Genomic DNA, 23,663 nt, shown 5'->3' with positions numbered 1-23,663 from the left:
TTGAGCTCATACTAACCAGAGAAATCATGAAAAATTACTACAAAATTTTTGCTTGTAGCCTGCTTCTTTTTGCGACAATTGTTAGTTTCAATCCAAGCAATGCTCTGGCTAAACCTAGTGTTAAATCTAAAGTCATTCGAACATTAATTGTAGACGGACAAAATAACCACGATCAATGGCCTAAAATCACCTTTATGATGAAGGATTTTTTAGAGCAATCGGGAAAATTTAAGGTGGATGTTCAGCGATCACATTATACCTGGAATGCCGCCGATTTGATTCCTAAATACATGTTGCCAGGGCTTGAAAATACCGTTGCCTTGGCTAAACCTAGGGCCGACTCAAGCTTTCATCCCCGTTTTTCAGATTATGATTTAGTGATTTGCAATTTCGGATGGAATGCAGCTCCTTGGCCGGCTGAAACGCAAGCGGATTTTGAGAAATTTATGAAAAAAGGAGGAGGCTTAGTGGTTATTCATGCGGCAGATAATTCATTTCCTCAGTGGCCTGCTTACAATGAAATGATCGGTTTAGGTGGATGGGGTGACCGTACAGAAAAAGACGGTCCTTATGTTTATTATGATTTGGAGGGCAAGTTAGTAAGAGATACACAAGCCGGAAGGGCAGGCTCTCACGGCCCACAAAAGGAATATCAAATTACGGTACGTAATTCGGAGCATCCTATTACCAAAGGCATGCCCTTGACTTGGATGCACACACAAGATGAAATGTATGATCGTCTGCGTGGGCCAGCAATCAATATGGAAATATTGGCCACTGCATTTTCAGCCAAAGAAAATAGAGGCACTGGTCGACATGAACCCATGTTGATTGTTACTCGATTCGGAAAAGGCAGAGTGTTTCATACACCCATGGGCCACGCGGATTATTCCGTTTCCTGCGTAGGATTCATTACTACTTTATTGAGGGGCTCTCAATGGGCAGCTACTGGGAAAGTAGATATACCAATTCCATCTGATTTTCCCAAGGCCGACATTTCCTCAAAGAGGGAATACACCCAATAAGCCTTCTTATGAAAGGATTTATTATTTTCAGTTTTTGTTATTTGCTCTTGGGAAACCTCGCATTTTCCCAAGAACGAATTGCCTTATATTCAGGGAAAGCGCCAGGTTCTGAATCTTGGAATTGGAATGAGGCGGAAAGTGCTTCCAATGGGTTTAATACCCGAGTGGTTTATAATGTGGTGGAACCTAGTATCACTGCTTATTTCCCTGAGAAATCTAAGGCCAATGGGACCTCGGTAATCGTAGCTCCAGGAGGGGCCTTTCATATATTATCCATTGATAGCGAAGGCATCGAGGTGGCTAAATGGTTGAATCAACGAGGTGTTGCCGCGTTTGTGTTAAAATACCGACTGGTGCGTATCATCTCTAATGATCCGGTGAAGGAATTGAGTGCCAAGATGCAGGATTTTAACAAATTGGATGAAATCAATGCTCCTGTGGTGGAATTGGCGACCAAGGACGGTCTAAAAGCCATGGAGTATGTACGTCAACATGCCAATGCATGGGGATTGAATCCTCAAAAAATTGGCTTTATGGGTTTTTCTGCAGGAGGAACCTTAACCATGTCAGTAGTACAAACCGCCACAGACGCAAATCGTCCGAATTTCGTGGCGCCCATTTACCTATACAAAAAAGCGGTATTGGGGAATCAAATACCTAGTCAAAGAATCCCCATTTTCATTGCGGCAGCTAGTGATGATAATTTAGGTTTAGCGCCTCATTCTGTGGAATTATACCAAGATTGGTTGAAGGCCAAACAGCCAGTAGAATTGCACATGTATACTCAGGGGGGACATGGTTTTGGTATGCGTAAAATGAATACGCCATCGGATTTTTGGACCGAGGATTTTGAACATTGGTTACGCTTCCACCAATTTATCCTTTAGGTTTTTTCAAGGAAGATTTCCGAATAATTAATTTCCCTTGGACGAGAATATCTTCCCGTTTGTAGTTTCCTTTTTCAGCAATCACTCGAAATAACATTTGAGCCGCTACCTCACCTACTTTTTGGGGAAATAGATGGAAAACCGTTAGAGCAGGATGCACAATTTCGGCTAGGTATTCATCCCCAAAGCCCACTATCCCCAGTTCATTTGGAATCTGAATTCCCAATTCTTTGGAGTATTGAATGATTTCAACTGCGTTCAAATAATGGATGGCAAATATGGCATCGGGCGGTTCTGGTAATTGTCGCCAGGAATCTAAACTAGCTAGCGCAAACTCTTTGCTAAAATCACCGTGATGTATGTATTCTGGACGAATTTCCAATCCATGTTTTTTTAAGGCGTGGAGGTAACCTTCTTTTCTTTTTTGGCTAATTAATAATTCAGTTGGGCCTGCCAAAATAGCAATTCGTTGATAACCCTGTTGGATCAAATGCTCCACCAATTGATATGCCCCACCAAAATCCTCTTGACGAATTTTTGGGGTATCCACCTCCGTACATATCCGATCAAAATGCACCATGGGCAAGCCTTTGTCGAATAGACTTTTAATTTGATTAAAGCGAGTCGTTTCCTTGGAATGAGAAATCAACAATCCATCCACATGACTGGCCAACAGTCCCTGAATATTGGTTACTTCCGTTTCAAAAGATTCATTCGATTGACAAATCATTACTCGATAACCATGCTCGTTGGCTACTTCTTGTATGCCCGATAATACACCAGCAAAAAAGGGTCTTTTAATATTGGGAATGACCACGCCAATGGTTTTAGTTTCTCCACGTTGAAAGCCCTTGGCAAACATATTGGGATTGTAATCCAATTCTAAAGCTATTTTTTGGATGGCTTCACGGGTTTTTGGACTTATATCCGACTTATTATTTAAAGCGCGTGAAACGGTCGCTATGGAAACTCCCATTACCTGGGCGATATCCTTGATGGTAGTATGTATTTGCTTGGTCGGGCGGGATTTTTCTGGGTGTTCTTTTGTAAAATGAAAATCACAGGACTTACAATGATAACGAACCTTGCCTCGGATCATTCCAGCCCGAATAATGGAGGTATTGGAGGAACATTTAGGACAGGTTTCCAAATTTCAGAGTAAGGGTTAAAGTGGGGTATGAAATTTCAAAGAATTTCTTCACCTATCGGGAACGTTTACGAAGAGATAAATAGAAATAAAACCCCTATATTAAGGTCAAATTAGCATATTTTCCTGATAAAAGTATATTTTATGTTTGAAAAAATATATTCCAAAGCCATCAGTATAATATGGCTATGATTGACTTTTTACAAGAAATAGCTTTTTAACGATATGTTACATACCATGCGATGGTTTGGTCCACATGACCCAGTTTCTCTGATGGATATTCGACAAGCGGGTTGCTCTGCTGTGGTGACTGCCTTGCATCAAATACCCGTAGGGGAAGTATGGTCAAAGGAGGCTATTCAAGAGCGTATAAATATCATTGAGAAAGGTAATGATCAATGGACGCCTTTGCACTGGGCCGTGGTAGAAAGTTTGCCTGTACATGAAGCCATTAAAAAAGCTTTACCTGAGCGGGAGCAATACATTGAAAATTATCGGACTTCATTAGAAAATCTAGCGTCCAAAGGAATAAAAACAGTTTGTTATAATTTCATGCCGGTATTGGATTGGTCAAGAACTAAGTTGGATTTTGAGATGCCTGATGGCGCTAAAGCTCTTCGATTTGTTTGGACTGATTTTGCCATTTTTGACTTATTCATATTGAAAAGACCTGGAGCTTCGGCAGATTATTCAGCGGATGTTCAAGGAGAAGCTCGATTGAAATTTGAGCGAATGACGACTGCCGAAAGAGATGAGTTACAACAAACGGTATTATTAGGTTTACCAGGGTCTGAAGAAGCATTTCATTTGGAAAGTTTTCAAGATTTATTAGATCAATATAGAGAGATTGGGGCGAAGGAACTCCGAGAAAATTTGCATTATTTTATTCAACAAGTAGCTCCGCTAGCGCAGGATTTGGGAATTAATTTGTGCATTCATCCTGATGATCCCCCATTCCCTTTGTTGGGATTACCTCGAGTGGTAAGTACAGAGTCTGATTTGGCGGCATTGATGGAGGCTGCTCCTGTACGAGCCAATGGGATAACTTTTTGTACAGGTTCATTGGGAGTAAGGCCTGATAATGATTTACCGGCTATGATTAGCAGGTTTGGAAGCCGTATACATTTTATCCACTTGCGGACAACCAAAAGAGAACAAGATGATCCATTAATCTTTCATGAAGCCCCCCATTTGGCAGGAGATGTACCCATGTTAGAGGTGATCAAAGCCATTCATGAAGAGGAGCAGAATAGAGGAGGAGAGCCTATTCCTATGCGGCCAGATCATGGACATCAAATGTTGGATGATTTACATAAAAAGACCTATCCAGGATATTCGGCCATCGGTCGATTACGCGGATTGGCAGAATTAAGGGGTATGGAATTGGCCGTTTCTCGAATGTATAAAAAATAACAAATGGAGAATAAATTTTCATTACAAGGTAAGGTAGCATTGATTACTGGCGGAGGCACGGGAATTGGTTTTGATATAGCCAAATGTATGCTGGCGAGTGGAGCACAAGTAATTATTACAGGAAGAAGGGAAATAGTACTTCAAGAGGCCGTCAATTTCTTGGGTGAGGGAGCATTTTATAGGGTACACGATGTAGCCAATGTGAAGGCTAGCCCGGAATTAGTATCAGAGATTATTCAGTCCTTTGGTCAAATTGATATACTGGTAAATAATGCAGGAATCAACATGAAACGGCCTGCCCTAGAAGTTTCCAACGATGATTTTGCGCAAATAATTCAAGTGAATTTAAATGCAGTTTTTGTGTTGAGCCGGGAGGTAGGTAAACATATGTTGGCAAGAAAATCAGGATCCATCATCATGATTTCTTCCATGGCAGCCTATTATGGCATTGACCGTGTAGCCGCTTATGCTTCTTCTAAATCAGGAGTTTATGGCTTGGTTCGTGTATTGGCATCGGAATGGTCTTCTCAGGGTGTTCGTGTGAATGCCATTGCTCCAGGTTTTATAGAAACGGCCATGAGTAAGACGGCCATGAATGCTGATCCAGACCGGAAGCATAAGGCTATGGATAGAACACCCATGGGCTATTTTGGTAAACCAGAGGATGTAGCATGGGCAGCGGTATTTTTAGCTTCCGATGCAGCCGGATATATTACAGGTGTTTCAATTCCCGTAGATGGGGGTAACTCTATTGGATTCTAATGAAAGAGAAAGTAGCTAATTTTCGCTGGGTTGTCGTGGCATTGTTATTTTTCGCTACCACGATTAATTATTTAGATAGGCAGGTAATTGGTTTGTTGAAGCCAACCCTAGAAAAAGAACTGAATTGGTCGGAGACGGATTACAGTTTTATAGTGATGTGCTTTACAGCATCTTATGCCGTGGGATTACTTTTTTTTGGTAAGATCATCGATCAAATAGGTTCAAAACTAGGCTATAGCATTTCCATTATTATTTGGTCTATTGCGGCTATGTTTCATGCTTTGGTCAAAACTTCTTTTGGCTTTGGTGCTGCCAGAGCTGTTTTGGGTTTAGGAGAAGCAGGGAATTTCCCTGCCGCTATTAAATCGGTAGCAGAATGGTTTCCTAAAAAAGAAAGGGCTTTTGCTACGGGAATATTTAATTCAGGAGCCAATATTGGTGCTATGGTGGCGCCTATTATGGTGCCCTGGTTATTGGGAGCTTATGGTTGGCAGGAGGCTTTTTTAATTACCGGTGCCATAGGTTTTATCTGGCTTATTTTTTGGTGGATTTTCTATGAAATTCCTAGTAAAAAGCAGGGGATTAATCAGGCGGATTTAGACTATATTCAAGAGGATGACCAAGCTGATAACACGCCAATCCCTTGGAAAAATTTGTTTACCATTCCCCAAACCTGGGTGTTTATCGTGGGTAAGTTTTTTACAGATCCTATTTGGTGGTTTTTTCTTTTTTGGTTACCCTCTTATTTTTCATCAACCTTTTCTTTGGACCTGAAAAAACCGAGTATACACTTAGCTGTATTATTCACCTGTACGTCTATTGGAAGTATCGGAGGAGGCTATATTCCTGGCTGGTTGATGCGTAAGGGATGGCCAGTCTACAAAGCCCGTAAGACAGCCATGTTGTTTTTTGCTTTTCTTGCATTGCCCATCATTTCGGCTCGTTGGGCAACTGACATTTGGCAGGCCGTCATTTTAATTAGTATTGCCGCTTCTGCGCATCAAGCATGGTCAGCCAACATTTTCACTTCGGTTTCGGATATGTTTCCTAAAAATGCCATTAGCTCTGTCGTGGGTATAGGAGGCTTGGCTGGATCTTTGGGGGGTGTCATTTTCCCGTATTTCATTGGCATTATTTTGGATGCCTATAAAATCAGTAATAATTTATCAGGTGGTTATAACTTAATTTTCCTGATTTGTGGATCCGCGTATTTATTTGCTTGGTTACTGATTCATTTTATTTCTCCTCAAATGAAGCCAGTTTCTCCGCCGAAGAAAGATTAACTAGGATTCTATGGCATCTTGAAGCACTTGCAGGTTGATTTTATCCATCCTCATGAATAAGTCCGTGACTTGCTTGTATTTGTCAGGATGGGCTAATAGTCGCCCTAAATTTTCAGGAACAATTTGCCAAGAAACACCGAATGAATCTTTCAGCCAACCGCATCTGCCTGGTTTACCGCCATCTTGAATGAAGCTATCCCAGTACCAATCAATTTCTTGCTGATTTTGGCAAGTTATGACAAATGAAATGGCATCATTGAAGATGAATTGATGCATGTGTGAACTTTCCAGAGCTACAAAATGCTGGCTATTCAACAGAAATTGGGCGTGTTGAATATTCCCAGGGGTATCTCCGCTACCTTCCACATATCGGTCTAATAAATCTATTCGAGAATTGGGAATAAGCGTGGTATAGTACCGAATGGCCTGTTCAGCTTTGCCATTATTATGTTGGGTAAATAAAAGAGCTGGAATGATTTTTTCCGGTAAACTGCTATGAATCATTAATTGCCAACTTATACCGTTTCGATCTTCACACCAACCGTACGAGCTACTCCAAGGATAGTTATTTAACTCCATTAGAACTTTACCATCCGCTGAAAGTGCCTTCCATTTTTTTTCTAATTCCTCCTGGGATGTAAATATGACAAAAAAGGAAATGGAAGGATTAAAATCAAGCTGTTTCGCCCCACCTAAAAAGATAAAGTCTGTCCCATTCATCCGAACTGAACAGGCCATGGGATTTTCAGATTTTACATCAAAATCTTCAAATATGGACTGATAAAATTCAAGAGCCTCTTTCGCCGTTTGTTTAAACCATAGACAGGTCTGAATGGAGTTTTGCATAAATCCCAATATTTGATTGAAATGGGAAAATAAGCATTTTTCCTTTAAAACCTTCGTTAAAAGGCAATTCCCACTTGGACGGATAAATTGATTGAAGCAGGTCGGTCATTTCCAAAACGAATCGGGACAGGTATTGCCAAGAAATAATTACTGTATTTATTTCTTTTCACTACTTTATTGAGAACTGGGGTTAACCCATATCTTCCTGATGTTTCAAAGGCAGCCCTACCCGCAAAGGTGTATCCCTTACCCAGGCGATACAAGATACCTGGATGCAATGTCAGATTATTCATTTTGTGGCTGCCATTCTCACTGCGAATGGCAGGTATGATTTCAAATGAAAATCCTACTTTCTCCGTTTTCCAAATGTTGATCGATAAAGGAAAACCGACGGAATAGGAATTTCCAAAATTACCGGTGGTGTTTCCGTCGGAAATGGTAAGTAAAGGATGTACTATGCCCACATGCCCGGCTAATTTGGGGAAATGCTCTTGCGCTGAAACGGAAAATGTACTTACTACTAGTAATATATATAAGAGTTGCTTCATGATATATAAAATCTATGGTTTAAATAGGGTTTAAATTTAGTGAAACAAACAAATTAAACAAAGAGCGTATTAATTTTTACATTTTATTTATTGGATATCATAAAAGAGGAATGAATTAACTCGACAGATAAATATTATAATTTACGTCTCTATTGGCACTATAACTTGATTCTAGCAATTTAGTATAAACAAAAATAGCCGACCGATTCATGTCAGTCGACTATTAAAAATTACCCCTTAATTATATTTTTTAGGCGGATTGTTAAAATTTAAAGGGCTCCGTCTTGTTGAGCTCTTTTCACGGCATACTGCCCGATGGTTTTTCCATGTTTTAGGCCCATGATACAATCGATTCTCCAGTGTATTAATCCATAAACCCTTGAATCAGAAGCTTGCTGGGCATAAGAATTAAATGTGCTTGCTTTTTCCGGGAAGAAGGCAGATAATACCTCGGCTCCTGCTGCTGAAAAGGTAGAGTGGCCTGAGGTGTAACTGGGAAAATTGGGCAGACCCACGGAAGTTTTAAGACCGTATTGTTGTGGACGAGGACTGTAATAGTAAAATTTGGTCTCCCAGCAGGCGATACCAGCGTCCATTTCAGCGGTTCCCAAATAGGCAAGCATTCTAGCCATTCTGACTTCACTATATTTAGCTTCAAAGCCAGCATTGGCGCCATAGCGGTGCCAATGACCCGGCGGAGTGTAAGTTCCAGGACCATCTGCCCAGAAATTGGCAATGGCGGCCTGTTCCCGGGTTTGATTTTTGTCAATGGCTTGAAGTTCTTCTAAATCTTTGTTAAACTCAGCTGAGCCTTCGATGTACGGAATCGCTGGTCGGATGGCTTCTAAAGTAGCACGATCAAAATTCCAGGTTTTAACATTTCCAAAAGTAGGAAGCATGGGTGGTCTAGCAGGACTTTCTTGGCTAGCCCAAACAGTCTTAAAGCCTAAGGATTTGGAACGAGTGATCATATCGGCAGTAGCCGCTTGGTTATTGGCAGCACCCATGCCATCGGCTCTAGCTTTCACCATCACTTTGGCAGCCACCGCTCCACCCAAGCTTACACCCGCATTAAGGTCTGAGCTAACATTCATGCCTGCCCATAAACGAGCGTTTTTACATTCCTCCAATTTAGCCTTTAAAAATGGGCCTTCACCCGGGAACATGGCCAACAAAATGACATAGCTTGCTTGAGCCACCACGGCATCTTCTGAAGGATATGAGGGTAAATTGGAGATTGGTAAAAGTACCTTTACTGACTTGTCCACCACACTTGGAGCTGGTCGGTTGTACTGATACTTATACTTCCAAGCGCTTACCAAGGCATCAAATTGAGCCACACTTAAATAGGCTAAAGCTCTGGAAACATAAGGTGGATTGGCGAATGGAAACTTAGGGTCAGCTAAAGGGTTATTGGCATCCGGTACAGGATATTTTCCTTCGGCATTGGCTGCTGGAGCAGAATTGTAGCGAGCAGCTAATTCCCTAGCTATTTCATTCCAACGATATACGGCTCCTGCTCCCCAGTAACCCACTATTTGTCTTTGTTCATTCGTTAGGTTGGGATATACGACGTTTTTCAGAGAATCGATTTCCTTTAGGTAGGCAGGATCGGTAGTAGCAAGAGGGGCATTAATGCTAACCTCCGTAGGAGAACTCAATACAAATGTTTTCCAATTGCCTGCGTTTTCATCTACTGAGGCAGGCGTATAGGGTGAAAGTATAGCTTCACTTTCAGCCTTATCACAAGATTGTAATAGGCCAAAACAAATGAAAGCTAACAAGTAGTATATATATTTTTTCATCATTATGTTAATGTTATTTAGTCTTGAATAGGTATAATAATCCCACCGTCACATTGGTGCTTTGTCCAGCGTTTTGGCCGTCTACTACGTAGGAAACTCGAGCGCTGATACCTAAAGATTTAAGTTGGTATTTGGCATATGCCCCAATGGCAGTCATTGTCATGTCATTGGTCAGAAATGGCATGGAGTTACGACGGATATTATCCCCTCCGATGCAGGAAAAATGCTCGGCAAATAATTCAAACTGGTTTTCCTTTTTGAGATAACCTATTCTCAACTGGGCATCCATGGCATTTGGGACAGGCACAGAGTTGGAGTTAATAAGCCTTTCGCCATGTAAAAAAGCGTCTCTGTCGACATTGACAGGCCCTCTTATGATGTAGGATCCAGTGGCACTAACAAATAAGTTGGAGGGTAAGTTATAATGGACAATAGCTCTTCCACTAAGCGTTTTGGCTCCTAGACCGATGGACATTGGCATAAATTCCGTGACATAATTCTTCAAAGGAGTACTAACTCCCACGGTGGCATGTCCATGGAGATTTTTGTAATTAAATACCTGGGTTTTTATCCAAAGACTTAGGTCCTGAAAGCCTTGTTGACCCATTAAATTCCCCTGACTGGCTTGGGTTTTAATATAGGGCACCATAACTAGGGCATTCACTTTTTTGGTAATCCCATAAGCAATCATGGCACTAAGGGACTCGGTACTTAATTTGCCAATATTCGGATTATCTCTTTTCAGGGTATTCTCCCAATAATTGGTCCAGGAAGAATTACCATATAAAAGAGCACCGCATGCAATATTTTTATTCATGTAAATTTGATCATGGGGCATCTGCGCCATGATGGTATTCATACTCCATAATGAGATGAATACACACAGGAAAGTATGTTTCATTTGGGCTTAATTAAATTGAAATACGATAAACAGGAGGATACGCGGTTCCCACCTGTTGATTAATTTTCAAAAAATAATTAAGCTTGCCGGGGAGGGAAAAATAAGGAATCCTGAAACGAAGAAGTTTCTAAGACAGGATGTACAATTGCCTTGTTTGAAACAGGCCATTCTAGAATATAAAACACCCAAGGAGTATTAGATTGACAATATTCCTTAATGAGTGTTTGAATCAATTTGCTTTTTGCTGGAGCTTTTTCGGGTTGATCGCTCAAATGTTCATGTACTAAATCAGCCAAATCCAAAAATTGATCACGCGCATTTTTGTCTTGATTTACACGGGTATACAAGGTGTCATTTTCAATTTTTTGATCCATCATTTGATAGAAATCGTCTCCTTGACGCAAGGTTCCTTCCACATCTTGAGGGATCTCTCGGTTGGTGGGATAAGGAAGAGAAATCGGTATTTTTACTATATATGAGTCATCTTCTTGCTCATAGGAAGGAGCATTTGAAATGGCATCACTGGCATAGCGCAGTGCAAACCCTCCAGCTTGATACAAGAGGACAAACAACAACAATATGGAGACCAGTTTTCTCATTGGTGCGCAAATTAGCAGGAATTGGTACATTTCCAATGATTTAATGGTGATTTTATCCAATTGCGTGTCAAATAAATTCTATTTATCTAGATTAACTGTCAGGAATTTGGTTTTAAATTTATTTAATCGTAATATTACGATTGACATGGGAGCAAGTAAAATAATCGATTATTCAGAGGAACAAATTTTGGTGTCAAAGTACATGAAAGCACTTTCTCATCCTGCACGCATGGCCATTTTGCAGTTGCTATTAACTAAACAATCTTGTATCTGTGGCGAAATTGTAGATGAGTTGCCTATTTCCCAGTCGACCGTTTCTCAACATTTAAAGGAATTGAAGGAAGCAGGATTAATAAGAGGTCAGATTGATGGCGTATCTATTTGTTATTGTATCAATGAACCTGAATGGAACAAATTGACGGATGCTTTAGGCCATTTCTTTGAAAAAAGACATCTAAAAACGAGTACTTGTTGTTAAATTTTTTTATCCTATTTTATCGTAAAATTACGATTAATTAAACATCAAAAATCATGCAAACGGAAGCGGAATTAAGGGAAATAGTTAAGCAAAAATATGGTGAAATAGCCATGCAGGGGAAAGAAGAAAATATGGCCTCTTGCTGTGGAGCAGGTGGCTGCTCTACTGAGGTCTACAACATCATGTCGGAAGATTACAGCAATTTAGCTGGATATCATGCAGAGGCAGATCTTGGTTTGGGTTGTGGATTGCCTACGCAATTTGCTCAAATAAAGCCTGGAGATGTGGTAGTGGACTTAGGCAGTGGAGCGGGTAACGATTGTTTTATCGCACGCCATGAGGTAGGCGAAACAGGAAAGGTGATTGGTATCGATTTTACTCCGCAAATGATTGATAGGGCAAGAACCAATGCTGAAATTAGAGGATTTAATAATGTGGAATTTCGTCTGGGAGATATTGAAAATATGCCCATTTCATCCAATGTAGCAGATGTTATTGTGAGTAATTGTGTGCTTAATTTAGTGCCTAACAAAGCGGCCGTTTTCAAGGATATTTTTAGGGTTTTGAAGCCAGGAGGACATTTTAGTATTTCGGATATAGTTTTAGTAGGGGAATTGCCTATGGGATTGCAGAAAGAGGCAGAAATGTATGCAGGATGTGTTTCTGGAGCCATTCAAAAAGCAGATTATTTAGGTTTAATTCAGGCGAATGGTTTTGTAGATATGCAAATACAGAAAGAAAAAGCCATCGTCATTCCAAAAGATATTTTGAGTCAATATTTGAGTGAAAGTGAAATTCAAGAATTTCAATCTGGGGAAACAGGGATTTACTCTATTTCGGTGTATGCGAAAAAGCCAGCAGAAGCAAATTCTTGTCAGCCAGGTTCAGGATGTTGTTAATTGATGCAATATGAAAACTAAAACAGATTTGTTTCTTGAGCTATGGATAGAGTCGAGAACACGATTTACGAAATTACTCGATGGAATAAGCGAACCCGATTTGAAAAAGAAATTGGGATATTCGCCGAATTCGGTGGGTTTTTTGATCCGGCATATCGGGGATGTGGAGCTATTATTTGCCAAAAATGTATTTGGAGACTTGACCGTAAAAGTAGTAGCTAAAACGGTAATTGATCAGAAAGATACTGGAGAATGGATTCACTTGCAGGAATTAACGGATTATGTGAAGGAATCATTTGAAAAATTGCAACATATTGTTTCCATACAAAGTGAAGAAGATTGGGAGCAAACTATCGTAACCAAGGAGTTTGGTTCAAAAACTAAATCAGAGGCTTTTGGGCGTATTGTTTCTCACACGGCTTACCATGCAGGACAATTAGCCTTGGCTTTGAAATACGGACAAGCATAAAAACTACATTATGGAACAAGTGAAACTGGGTTTAAGGGAAAATTGGAAACAGTTTAGCCTACTGGTTTTGATCAATGCATTTGTTGGAGGTATGGTGGGTTTGGAACGCTCCGTCTTACCGCAATTGGCTGAAAAAGAATTTGCGTTGGCTGCTAAGACAGCCATACTTTCATTCATCGTTGTTTTTGGTATAGTGAAAGCAGTAGCCAATTTTTTTGCAGGTACTTGGGCGAATCGTGTAGGAAGGAAAAATTTATTGGTAATAGGTTGGATTTTTGCCTTGCCCATTCCCTTCCTGTTCATTTTTGCTAGCAACTGGTATTGGATAATTCTGGCCAATGTTTTTTTGGGAGTCAATCAGGGTCTTGCTTGGAGCTCCACGGTGGTGATGAAAATTGATTTGGTGGGAGAGAAACAGCGGGGCTTGGCTATGGGAATCAATGAATCAGCGGGCTATTTGGCTGTGGCAATATTTGCTTTCATGTCGGGCTATTTGGCCAATCAATATGGTTTAAGGCCTTATCCTTTCTATTTGGGTTTTGTCCTTGTTATTCTTGGCTTATTAGGAAGTATTTTTTGGGTCAAAGACACTAGGCATCATGTGGCTTCAGAAGAGAAGCAAAGTCGAATACCTCGCTTAAGGAATATTTTCAAAGAGACGACCTGGACAAATAGAAATTTAGGCTCTATCACTCAAGCGGGGTTAATTAATAATTTGAACGATGGTATGGTTTGGGGGATATTTCCGATGCTTTTGGCAACGAAAGACTTCAGTATTCAGCAGATTGGTTTCATCACAGCAATTTATCCTGCGGTTTGGGGCTTGGGACAATTGCTTACAGGCAAGTTGTCGGATACTTTTTGTAAAAAAGACATGTTGTTTGTTGGCATGCTTTTGCAGGGAATAGCTTTATTGGGGTTAATTTGGGCGGATTCCATTCTTCAATTTATTCTTATTGCCGCTATATTAGGCTGGGGAACAGCTATGGTATATCCTACTTTCTTGTCCACTTTGGCAGAAAATACTCATCCGTTAGACCGTGCTAAGAGTATGGGGGTATTTAGACTTTGGAGAGATTTAGGTTATGCTATTGGGGCTTTAATTACAGGGATTTTGGCCGATTTGTTTGGGATAATGAGTTCGATACTGTTTATCGGTCTGTTAACTTGCTTTTCTTCGGTTATTATCCAAGTAAGGATGCGTTGCGGGGAAGGGAATTCAGTTAAAATACTAGATTGGATCTTAGGGAAATCGAAAAAATCAATTTGCAAAAATGCGCATGTAATGGTTCAAGCATAACTATTTTTTCAGAAAATGTTGTTTGATATACTTGGTTGTGTATCCCACCCGTTGACTAATTTTTTCCAAAGGGACTTGTTTCTTTTTAAGGTCCCAGACAATTTCTTTTTTTATTTCTTTGATTAAGTCTAAGGTATTTTTATTGTATTTCTTCAAGATTCTATTTAGGTGTACCCTAGAAATTTGATAATGCTCGGCAATACTCTCTACACTAATTAAGCGCTCATTTTTCAGCATATCTTCCCTAATTTTTTCAGGGGTAATTTCGATTTTAGGCGTTTTGTAGTTTTCAGATATTCCTTTATTTCTATTCCGAACTAATAAAATACTAGTTAGAACGAGGATACTTGTAAATCCCAGAGCAATAATAATTGATACATTCATTTTGTTTTCTTCCTGTATTTCAGGAGTTAAACTTGGCAGCACTTCATTCATTAATTGTGGGAGGTCAATAACATATAGACCTTCAGTAGAGCCTGCATAAATCTTATCATTCCAAGTACTTAGTGCCCTTTTATTAAATTCTACCTTTTCTATGATTTCATAAACCTCCTTGTCTTTGTTGTAAAGAAACAGACCTTCAAAACTCGTAAACAAGATATGATCCTCTAAAATGATGGACTGAATAATGTGTTTGTGCTTAAAAAGTAATTTACTTTTTTTGGTTCGGAAATTATAGTCATACAAACCATCATGGCAGGAGAGAATGATTTCTTCCCCTTTAATTGTAATGTCATAAATGGCTGAACCGATGGGGATGGATTCTAGTTTTTTTTGGAAGGTATCGAATACATATAAATTCCCATTGGCGCTAGCCAATAATAGTAGCTTACCTAAACTTTCCATATCGTTAAATTGGGAAGCATTGGTAATGATTTTATGTAGCTGATAGGTATTTAAATTTATTGTCCCCACCACAGTCGAAGATTGAAAGTATGTTTGCGAACCCACTTTAATCATTTTTTTAAAGTCTGATATATCAGTGTTTAGAGGTAGTCGCGTCCATTGTTTATCTTCTAATCGGTAAATAGGATCAGCATTTAGATAATATTGATGATTGATTTGACTGATTTCCCCACTGGAATAATTGATTCCTAGAATGGGGATTTGAGTAAATTTTTGACGGACGGAATCAACAAAAATACCGGAATAGGTGGCGATAATTCGAATACCCTCATCATTGTAAATATGTCGGATGGATTTACCTCGGTGTTGAATGGTATAGAAGTGGTGGATTCGATATTCTAATAATAATCCATTGTAGGCTAAGTAGTAAAAATCCCCGATTCGGGCATCGGTCATATAGTGCTGGTCATAACCTGGAATAAACCTATCGACCATGAGATGATTAACTTGATGGCTTTCCGGAAATTGTAATGTACTAAAAGTGCCGAACTCATTGGACTTTTCATTTTTGCTAATCCATGTAAAGCGATCATTTTCCTTAGGGCTGAACTTTAATTCCTCAAAGCGCCCCGCCATGAATTTATACAAATGATTATCAGTTCTGGCGATTAAATTCCTTCCATCCCCATCAATGTTTACTATTTTTTCCGGTAATGAGTATGTTTTTACTAAAACCGTATCTTGCCCAAGACATATTTGGCTTAGAAATAGGTTTAAGCTAACGGCTAAGAAAGCAATAAATTTTGTTTTATGTGATGGGCTCATAAAAAGGCCTAATTCGTCATTTGATGCATATTTTTCTTTAAAAGTAACATTATTTTACTTTTTAGTAACAATTGTTCCTGATTTAATACGTCATTTCTAATGAATGATCTAGCCAATCTAGGTAAATTTGTGTTCAATTTTTTCCATAAGGTTTCTGACCAGGTATAATTAAATAATTTGTAAAAATAGGTTGACCTGATTGAGGGGCATAAACTTTCCAGTCTTATAGAAAGAGTTTGATTGATTATTAGAGAAATAAGTAGAACACGGATTAGTTAAAGCTTAGACTTCCTCAAGTCTAGGCTTTTTTGTTTTTGAAAAAGCATGTTTTACTTAGATTGATATACATGAACCTGGGCGTGCATGGTATACATTCTGAATTTATTCCCGAAAGGCACAATGATATTACTAGATTGGTTATTGCCTACCAAGGGATTATCTGGGTATTTAGTCCAATGGATTAAATCTTTGGAGACAGCAACGTTACTGGACCATTCTCTCCAGTCTTGGTAGGCAGTAGCATGATAATATCCATAATAAAGTCCTTTGTATTGGATAACATGGTTCATTGCCACGCCAAATTTGTCATAAGTTTCAGGTCCCATTTTTAGCACAGGATTATCTTGCACATTGACCCAATCTTTGAGGTTTTTGGATTTAGCCAGCCAGATTCCTTGATCATCCCTTTCATAAAATAAATAGTAGTTACCTTTTGTATAAATTACACATGGAGTGCCAAATGCTCCTGGTTTTATGGGTTTTCCATTCGTTTGATAAATCTTTAAATTGCCCAATTCTTTCCATTTGATTTTATTCTGAGATACAAGTAAATGGGTAGTGTCTCCCTTGCCCTCTGCAAACATGAAATACTGCTTTCCTTTTTTTATGACAAATACATCTTCAATCCAGCTTTCAGATTGAATTGGATTCGCGGCATGTCTATTCCAATGAATTCCATCTTTGGAAGTGGCGTATCCCAGGTTCATAATGTTTCTATTTTTAGAATAACCGGTAAACCAAAGGTGGTAAGTGTTTTTTTCTTTTAAAATAAATCCTCTCTCTCGAATTTGCTCATCCCAGGTATTCATTTGAGTTCCTGAAAATATCGGTCCATTTACCAGAGGAGTAAATTTTACTAAAACCTCAGGAAATAGCCCTTGGCTATACAGATCATTTGTGCCAAGAAGCGAGCTGATAAATAAAAATCTGGCAAGGAAGGATTTCATCTTTTACGCTATTTAGGAGAAAAAGTCAGGCAATCGAGCTAAGCTTAGAAATTAAAAAAAGTCACATGAACATCAGGTGACTTTTCTGCATTACACTTCATCAACAAACTAAATTCTTACTAATTTATCTGCATAAATTATATAGATTTTATTAAATACACAATATAAAATTAGACAACGGTAAGATTGAATTGATTTTTATTCATAAAAATTGTTAAAATGTGTGTATCATTAAGTTAAGACCAACTTCTGCCCTGATTTCCTTAATTCAAATTAAAAATTTTGATTCTGTGATTTGAACTAAATTATTTTATTCATCTAGATTAAGATTTATCCCTAATGAAATACATAATTTCGAATCAATAAATGAGAACTTATGTTTACGATTCAAATGATTATTGAGGAAAGAGCCACTCAAATCGGCAATTTCATGGTTGGAAGGTTATTACCCTTTCGCCAAAAGAGAATGATAGGGCCATTTGCTTTCATCGATCACATGGGGCCGACCAAGTTGAGTGAACGTGACAATCTAGATGTATTGGCTCATCCACATATTGGTTTGTCTACATTGACTTATTTGTTTGAAGGGAGCATCATGCATCGAGATTCTATTGGCTCTGCTTTGGAGATTAAACCTGGGGAAGTTAATTGGATGACTGCGGGTAAAGGTATAGTTCATTCAGAGAAAACACCCGAGTATTTGCGTCAGTCTGCCAAGGTACTGCATGGATTACAGATTTGGGTGGCGCTTCCTAAGCATTTGGAACAAATGGAGCCTTCTTTTGTGCATGTGAAAAAAGAGGATTTGCCTACTTGGCAAGAGGGGAAGGCTATGTTTACCTTGATAGCAGGAAAGGCATTTCAAAGGGAGTCGGCAGTACCCGTTTACAGTCCCTTGTATATGATTGAAATAAAAAGTTCAGAAAGAACGGTGGTTTCTCTGGAGGATGAATTATTAGGAGAGTCTGGATTGTATATTTTGGAGGGTGGTGTAGAGGCAGAAGGAAATCAATATGGGGCCAAGCAATTATTAGTATCCCAAGAAAACCGTATTTGTCAATTCACGCTGGAAGCCAATTCAAGCGTTTATGTGTTTGGTGGAGAGCCTTTGGAAGAAGAAAGATTCATCGATTGGAATTTTGTTTCTAGCGATAAATCTCTCATTGATAAAGCTAAAGAGGATTGGATACAGCAACGATTCGCGAAAATTCCGGGAGAGGAAAATGAGTATGTTCCTTATCCAAGTTTACATAAAAAATAAGTCATGGGGAAAATAATATCTAGTGTAGGACCTGAAAAATACCAGGTGAATATTCAAAGTTCTTCCGGGAATCAATTAATTGCCGATGAACCAGAGGAATTAGGAGGAAAGAACTTAGGCTTTTCTCCCGATGAGTTATTAAGAGCAGCCTTGGCGGCCTGTACTACGGCCACTTTGCAGATGTATGCGGAGCGCAAGGCTTGGGATTTGAAGGGGATTCATTTGGAATTGGATTTTGTTTGGGACAAGGAATCTTCAAAAACCATCATTCAACGCAAAATTGAATTGCAAGGAAATCTAGATGAGCTACAAAAAGATCGTCTTTTGGCCATCGCTAATCTTTGCCCTATTCACAAGGTTTTGAGCAATCCGGTAGATATTATCACCATTTTGGTTTAGATCATTTGCCCGAAAATTTTACCTTGGTTTTCCCAAATGATGTAGGCTTGTTTTGAGTTGATTGCTTTGATTATTGGAAATCTTCCAGGACCTAAGGATTTACTACTTTCACTAGTTGCTGCCCTAAGCCATATTAGGCCCTGATTTGCCCAAACAATCCATTGGCCAGAATCCAATACCGTAGTGGACGCATTTTTACCTGCCCCTATCATTTTTTCTTCACCAGAAACTCCAGATACGTATAAATTTTCTGCTCTGCGCCAAACTGTTTCAACCTTCCCCTTTAGGTTAAAGGATAGGCTTCCTCCGTCCATAGGACAAGCGTTTAAGGGCCAAGTTCCAAAGCCTAGTTTTCTAGCTTCTTGGTACGTTTTTCCACCATCAAAAGATTCGATCACATACATATCTCTAGAACCCTGTAGCCAATTTCTAAACATGATGGCAATATGTTGTTTTTGAATGATGATGTTGGGCTGACAACATTCACAAATATGCGATTCTGGTGAGCGATATACCCACTGATTTTTTTGCCAAGTTTTACCTCCATCCTTAGAGGTGCTAGACATTAATTGGTTTTTATTTTCCATGCGTAAATCCAGCCAAATGATTGTGAATTGCTTATTGTCATTTGCTGCTATAGCATTGAATCCTTCTTTGGCAATTTCAGGCATGTCATTTACTCGGCTTTTTATCCATGTGTTTTTATCTGACTTTTTGTAAGCATAGACATTGCCCATTTTATCTATGGCACTGATAATTGTGATTTGTTGAGAATGTGCAATTCTTGGACCCCGAGAGGCACCTAGATGTAAACCCACCAATGAATCTACAAGGCTGGGTTCTGAAAAATGTTGACCTTGGTCCGTAGAATAGGCATAAAATATCTTGTTCTTTTGTCCAAATACCACTTCAATTTTTCCAGATGAACTGATAGTGAAATCAGGTTGATTTCCATTAATTGAAAATAGAGCTTGTTGCGCATGAATCATCCATGGGAAAATTAGGTAACCCATAAAACTAAAAAACGCCATTACTAGACTTTTACCGGGAGGCATCATTTGAAACATAAAATATTTATCCATTCTCGTAGCTTGTGTTTGAAATAATTCATTTAATCCAAATTAACAATGTTAAATTAGAACAAATTTCCCCCAATATGAGAAAATTAAATGTAATTATTGTTGGTCTACTATGTGCATTCACCTCGATAGGTCAATCTATCCACAAAATCATCACAGTTAAAGAAGTGGAGCGCATTGAGCGTTATTTGGCCTCCGACGAATTGGCAGGTAGAAAGCCATTTACACCTGGTATAGAGCTAGCGGCTAAATTCATTTCGGAAGAATTTGCGAAAAATAAATTGAAAACATGGGCTGATTCGAAGACCTATTTGCAAACGTTCCAAGTATATAAACCAAGTTTGAAGTCGATCAAAGCTACTTTAAATGGGGAAGTGGTAGACTCTAAAAAGGTGGTATTGATAGGGAAAGAACCTAAAACTACCATTGATGAACATTCAGCCTATGCACAAGCATCCATTAAAAAGGGAGAAAATTTCTTTCAATCAGCATATAAATATATTGCTGGAAAGACTCCAAGCGTAGTTTGGGTTGATCAAGATTTTGCAGCACTTTTTGCCCGTTTAAGTAATCGAAATGTGTTGAGAGAAAGCCAAGTCAATGTCTTATTTATTTTGTCTGAAAAATTAGATTCCTATCAAATTGAAGTAGAACAGGACATCACCCCTTTGCCATTAAGCAATGTAGTAGCCCTTATCCCAGGAAAATCATTGGCCAACGAATATGTTATTTTCTCTGGTCATTATGATCATTTGGGCATTATGCCCAATAGGGCTGTTCAAGGGGATTCTATTTACAACGGAGCCAATGACGATGCCGCTGGAACTACGGGTATGATGATGTTGGCCAAGTATTTTAAGAAATGGAATAAAAACGAACGCACTTTGGTTTTTGCGGCATTTACGGCAGAGGAAAGTGGAGGTTTTGGAGCTAGCTATTTTTCTGAACAATTTGATCCGCAGTCGGTAAAAGCTATGTTTAATTTAGAAATGATTGGTACAGAAAGTAAATGGGGTAAAAATAGTGCTTATATCACAGGATTTGATAAAACTGACATGGGGGCTATTTTACAAAAGAACCTGGCTGGAACTGCTTTTTCCTTTCATCCAGATCCCTATCCAGATCAAAATTTATTCTACCGATCAGATAATGCTACTTTAGCTAGGTTGGGTGTTCCGGCTCACACCATTTCTACTTCAAAAATGGATAGTGAACCTAATTACCACAAGCCCAGTGATCAGATTGAAACCTTGGATTTAGAAAATATGACTGAAATTATAAAATCCATTGCTTTAAGTGCTCAAAGCATTATTTCTGGCAAAGACACACCTAGTCGGGTTGATACCTCACAATTGAAATAATTCGTAAACCAATTAATGATGAAAATAATACCAGTAAAAAATTATGCCGACTTAAGTGCCAAAGCAAGTGCCAGCATTATACAGTCAGTCAAAGAAAAACCTAATCTTTTATTTTGCGCAGCCACAGGAGGTTCGCCTACCGGAATGTATGCCCAGATGCAAAGCGCACATGCAGAGAATCCATCCCTATTTTCATCAATGCGTGTGATTAAAATGGACGAATGGGGAATTATACCCCTTAGCCATCCAGATTCTTGTGAAAGTTATTTACAAAAGCATTTGCTGGGGCCATTGGAGATATCGACAGATCGTTACTTTACTTATGATACCCAAGTGGCTGATTATCCATCTGAATGTCAGCGTGTTCAGAATTATATAGAACAAGCTGGGCCTATGGATGTATGTATTTTGGGCCTAGGTAAAAATGGGCATATCGCTTTCAATGAACCTGCAGCCTATTTACAGGCGCCATTTCACAAGGCTTTATTAGCGGAGTCAACCATACAGCATGATCCTGCCCTATCTCAAGGGCCAGAGCCTGCTTTTGGTTTTTGTGTGGGGATGGAAGGAATTATGCAATCGCGAAAAATCATCTTTTTGATTACCGGAAAAGGTAAAAAGGAAGCTTATCAGAGGATTATGGAGAAAAAAATCTTGACGGATTGTCCAGCCTCATTCCTTTGGATGCATCCTAATGTGGAATGCTACGTAGATGAGGAGGCAATGTAAGTTAGAATAAAATGAAAATCAATTCATCATTAGTGATGAATCAACCTATTTAAAAATTATACCCTATGGAAATTTTTCAAGCTGCCTGGAATTGGCTCTTAGGTTTTTTTGGATTTGACCAACTGCATGAATTCCTACAAACCCAATCCTTTGCCGATTTTTTGTCTTATGATGGTATCAAGGTATTAGTTCGACCATTATTTCCCATCACTTTAGTTTTGGAATTAGTCCGAGGATTGGTGTTTAGAAGTGCTGGCTTAAAGGAGTATAAAATTTCATTTTTTAGCTATGTATTCAATGCCTTTATTGGGAAATATTTGTCTTTGGGTATGACGGTCATTTGCATTGGATTTTTTGAACCCAAAGCCCCCTTTCATGTACCCTTCACCTGGTATTGGTTTGTTTACGGATACATTGTGTGGGAATTTGCACACTTTATATATCATTTTTTAGCACATAAAGTTCGCTTATTCTGGTGTTTACATTCTACGCACCATGCCCCAGAAAACATGAATTTAGCTGTTTCCTACGCCCACTTTTTTTTAGAAGGGCCATACGCGGATATCATACGCGCCAGCATTTGTATCTTGGCAGGTTTACCTCCGGCCATGCTTTTTGTCATCATGTTCATCGATGGAACTTGGGGAGCATTTATTCATATTGGGGATCATTTAGTGAAGGATGCCCGTATGGGTAAACTGGGAAATTTCATGTTGACTCCTGCACATCACAGAGTACATCATGCTCGAAATGTACAGTACATGGATACCAACTTTTGTAATTTATTAAACATATGGGATCGAGTATTTAAAACCTATCAGCCAGAGTTAGATGAAGTCAAAGTGGAATATGGTATTACTCGAGAAATGAAGTCAAATGATTTTTTGGATGCCTATTTTGGGGAAATAATAGCCTTAGCAAAGGATGTGTATCATGCACCAGGGCTAAAGAATAAGATACTTTATGTTTTTATGCCACCTGGCTGGAGTCATACGGGACAACATAAAACCGCAACGGCAATAAAGAAAGAGGCAGGAATATTATAATTCCGATTTAGGGCTCTTGCTTTGCTGAAAGAAAAGCAGCAGGAATGGAGACGATGATATAGATTAGGCAGGTGCTTAAAATCAGGAATTTAATGCCTGCCATCCAAGAGGTCAATGTATAAATCCAGGTTGCAGAGTGGAGATATAGGGATGTCAACATCCCAATATTTTCAAAAACGTCGCAAATAAAGGCGAATATCATGACTTGGATTAATAATAAACCCAGGTTTTGTACCAATCTACTCCGATGCATTTTGGCCAATAAGCGAAGTGTATACTGAAAAAAATAGGTGTAAATAGGAATGTATAAAAAGTCTAAAATGATATTCCATTTTAAAGTATTAAGATCCCATTTTTTTATGATGGATTGAAATATTTCTCGAGAAGGAGCAAATTCCAAATGAACGATTCCCATGGGAGTCCAAGGATTTTTTAATGCTGCCCCTTGCCATTGCATGAGGTAGCTAAATGCCAGAAGACTAGCTAAACTGTAAATCCAATTTCGATTAATTTTCATGGGTATTAGATC

At 39.0% G+C, this 23,663-nt stretch carries 24 protein-coding genes; 14 read left to right on the top strand and 10 right to left on the bottom strand.

All coding sequences use genetic code 11. The annotated features are described in order from the left end of the window. Positions 1-26 precede the first annotated feature (26 nt). Positions 27-1,025, top strand: coding sequence for a ThuA domain-containing protein (locus tag ESB04_RS07305; RefSeq protein ID WP_129027082.1), 999 nt, complete (start codon positions 27-29; stop codon positions 1,023-1,025). A gap of 8 nt (positions 1,026-1,033) precedes the next feature. After that, positions 1,034-1,912 (top strand): alpha/beta hydrolase, encoded by an 879-nt coding sequence (locus ESB04_RS07300; RefSeq protein ID WP_129027081.1) that lies wholly within the window; start codon positions 1,034-1,036, stop codon positions 1,910-1,912. On the opposite strand, the gene ESB04_RS07295 is transcribed toward ESB04_RS07300, so the two are convergent. After that, positions 1,902-3,062 (bottom strand): substrate-binding domain-containing protein, encoded by a 1,161-nt coding sequence (locus ESB04_RS07295; RefSeq protein ID WP_129027080.1) that lies wholly within the window; start codon positions 3,060-3,062, stop codon positions 1,902-1,904. The two genes, ESB04_RS07300 and ESB04_RS07295, sit on opposite strands and share 11 nt — an antisense overlap. A gap of 222 nt (positions 3,063-3,284) precedes the next feature. On the opposite strand from ESB04_RS07295, the gene uxuA reads away from it, so the two are divergent. The 3 genes from uxuA to ESB04_RS07280 are packed head-to-tail and all read left to right on the top strand — an operon-like array spanning position 3,285 to position 6,517. Beyond that, positions 3,285-4,472 (top strand): mannonate dehydratase, encoded by a 1,188-nt coding sequence (uxuA, locus tag ESB04_RS07290; RefSeq protein ID WP_129027079.1) that lies wholly within the window; start codon positions 3,285-3,287, stop codon positions 4,470-4,472. 3 nt (positions 4,473-4,475) lie between these two features. After that, positions 4,476-5,234: an SDR family NAD(P)-dependent oxidoreductase gene (locus tag ESB04_RS07285; protein ID WP_129027078.1), complete on the top strand. Its 759-nt coding sequence runs from the start codon at positions 4,476-4,478 to the stop codon at positions 5,232-5,234. Next, positions 5,234-6,517, top strand: a complete 1,284-nt coding sequence (locus ESB04_RS07280) for an MFS transporter (protein WP_129027077.1) — start codon at positions 5,234-5,236, stop codon at positions 6,515-6,517. The genes ESB04_RS07285 and ESB04_RS07280 overlap by 1 nt, the downstream gene beginning before the upstream one ends. On the opposite strand, the gene ESB04_RS07275 is transcribed toward ESB04_RS07280, so the two are convergent. The 5 genes from ESB04_RS07275 to ESB04_RS07255 all read right to left on the bottom strand — a co-directional run bounded on the left by ESB04_RS07275 (position 6,518) and on the right by ESB04_RS07255 (position 11,216). Then, complete coding sequence (locus tag ESB04_RS07275; protein ID WP_129027076.1) at positions 6,518-7,363, bottom strand: VOC family protein; 846 nt, start codon at positions 7,361-7,363, stop codon at positions 6,518-6,520. Between the two features lie 56 nt (positions 7,364-7,419). Further along, complete coding sequence (locus ESB04_RS07270; RefSeq protein ID WP_129027075.1) at positions 7,420-7,911, bottom strand: hypothetical protein; 492 nt, start codon at positions 7,909-7,911, stop codon at positions 7,420-7,422. A 269-nt stretch (positions 7,912-8,180) separates the two neighbouring features. Beyond that, the gene (locus ESB04_RS07265; RefSeq protein WP_129027305.1) at positions 8,181-9,716 is read right to left on the bottom strand and encodes a phosphatase PAP2 family protein; all 1,536 of its coding nucleotides are present in this window, start codon (positions 9,714-9,716) and stop codon (positions 8,181-8,183) included. Positions 9,717-9,729: 13 nt separating this feature from the next. Beyond that, positions 9,730-10,617 carry a hypothetical protein gene (locus ESB04_RS07260; protein WP_129027074.1) on the bottom strand — a complete coding sequence of 296 codons (888 nt, stop codon included), beginning with the start codon at positions 10,615-10,617 and terminating at the stop codon, positions 9,730-9,732. 77 nt (positions 10,618-10,694) lie between these two features. Further along, on the bottom strand, positions 10,695-11,216 hold the full coding sequence (locus ESB04_RS07255) for a hypothetical protein (RefSeq protein WP_129027073.1): 522 nt from the start codon (positions 11,214-11,216) through the stop codon (positions 10,695-10,697). Here ESB04_RS07255 and ESB04_RS07250 point away from each other — a divergent pair. Genes ESB04_RS07250 through ESB04_RS07235 form a run of 4 tightly spaced genes read left to right on the top strand, consistent with a single transcriptional unit; the run spans position 11,197 to position 14,362 of the window. Next, positions 11,197-11,694, top strand: a complete 498-nt coding sequence (locus ESB04_RS07250; RefSeq protein ID WP_317127027.1) for an ArsR/SmtB family transcription factor — start codon at positions 11,197-11,199, stop codon at positions 11,692-11,694. The two genes, ESB04_RS07255 and ESB04_RS07250, sit on opposite strands and share 20 nt — an antisense overlap. Before the next feature lie 53 nt (positions 11,695-11,747). Further along, entirely contained in the window at positions 11,748-12,593 is an 846-nt protein-coding gene (locus tag ESB04_RS07245) for an arsenite methyltransferase (RefSeq protein WP_129027072.1), read from the top strand. A gap of 10 nt (positions 12,594-12,603) precedes the next feature. Beyond that, positions 12,604-13,062, top strand: coding sequence for a DinB family protein (locus ESB04_RS07240; RefSeq protein WP_129027071.1), 459 nt, complete (start codon positions 12,604-12,606; stop codon positions 13,060-13,062). A gap of 10 nt (positions 13,063-13,072) precedes the next feature. Next, a complete protein-coding gene (locus ESB04_RS07235) occupies positions 13,073-14,362 on the top strand; it encodes an MFS transporter (RefSeq protein WP_129027070.1) in 1,290 nt (429 codons plus the stop codon). Here ESB04_RS07235 and ESB04_RS07230 read toward each other — a convergent pair whose 3' ends face one another. Both ESB04_RS07230 and ESB04_RS07225 read right to left on the bottom strand, forming a co-directional pair. Then, the gene (locus ESB04_RS07230) at positions 14,363-15,844 is read right to left on the bottom strand and encodes a helix-turn-helix transcriptional regulator (protein WP_164969615.1); all 1,482 of its coding nucleotides are present in this window, start codon (positions 15,842-15,844) and stop codon (positions 14,363-14,365) included. Between the two features lie 518 nt (positions 15,845-16,362). Further along, positions 16,363-17,259 carry a glycoside hydrolase family protein gene (locus ESB04_RS07225; protein WP_129027068.1) on the bottom strand — a complete coding sequence of 299 codons (897 nt, stop codon included), beginning with the start codon at positions 17,257-17,259 and terminating at the stop codon, positions 16,363-16,365. Positions 17,260-17,635: 376 nt separating this feature from the next. Between ESB04_RS07225 and ESB04_RS07220 the strand changes: the two genes are divergently transcribed. Both ESB04_RS07220 and ESB04_RS07215 read left to right on the top strand, forming a co-directional pair. After that, positions 17,636-18,520: a pirin family protein gene (locus tag ESB04_RS07220; RefSeq protein WP_129027067.1), complete on the top strand. Its 885-nt coding sequence runs from the start codon at positions 17,636-17,638 to the stop codon at positions 18,518-18,520. Between the two features lie 3 nt (positions 18,521-18,523). Beyond that, complete coding sequence (locus ESB04_RS07215; RefSeq protein WP_129027066.1) at positions 18,524-18,919, top strand: OsmC family protein; 396 nt, start codon at positions 18,524-18,526, stop codon at positions 18,917-18,919. Here the strand turns inward: ESB04_RS07215 and ESB04_RS07210 are convergent. Next, the gene (locus ESB04_RS07210) at positions 18,916-20,001 is read right to left on the bottom strand and encodes an exo-alpha-sialidase (protein ID WP_129027065.1); all 1,086 of its coding nucleotides are present in this window, start codon (positions 19,999-20,001) and stop codon (positions 18,916-18,918) included. The genes ESB04_RS07215 and ESB04_RS07210 overlap by 4 nt on opposite strands. A gap of 74 nt (positions 20,002-20,075) precedes the next feature. Here ESB04_RS07210 and ESB04_RS07205 point away from each other — a divergent pair, with 74 nt between their 5' ends. The 3 genes from ESB04_RS07205 (at position 20,076) to ESB04_RS07195 (ending at position 23,134) form a co-directional block, all read left to right on the top strand. Then, positions 20,076-21,359: a M20/M25/M40 family metallo-hydrolase gene (locus ESB04_RS07205; protein WP_129027064.1), complete on the top strand. Its 1,284-nt coding sequence runs from the start codon at positions 20,076-20,078 to the stop codon at positions 21,357-21,359. A 15-nt stretch (positions 21,360-21,374) separates the two neighbouring features. Further along, complete coding sequence (locus ESB04_RS07200; RefSeq protein WP_235832194.1) at positions 21,375-22,088, top strand: 6-phosphogluconolactonase; 714 nt, start codon at positions 21,375-21,377, stop codon at positions 22,086-22,088. Between the two features lie 65 nt (positions 22,089-22,153). Next, a complete protein-coding gene (locus tag ESB04_RS07195; protein WP_129027063.1) occupies positions 22,154-23,134 on the top strand; it encodes a sterol desaturase family protein in 981 nt (326 codons plus the stop codon). A gap of 7 nt (positions 23,135-23,141) precedes the next feature. Here the strand turns inward: ESB04_RS07195 and ESB04_RS07190 are convergent, their stop codons facing one another. Beyond that, on the bottom strand, positions 23,142-23,651 hold the full coding sequence (locus ESB04_RS07190) for a hypothetical protein (protein WP_129027062.1): 510 nt from the start codon (positions 23,649-23,651) through the stop codon (positions 23,142-23,144). Positions 23,652-23,663 lie beyond the last annotated feature (12 nt).

Source organism: Aquirufa rosea (assembly GCF_004118285.1).
Taxonomy (GTDB): domain Bacteria; phylum Bacteroidota; class Bacteroidia; order Cytophagales; family Spirosomataceae; genus Aquirufa; species Aquirufa rosea.
This window is presented reverse-complemented; position numbering and strand designations above follow the sequence as displayed.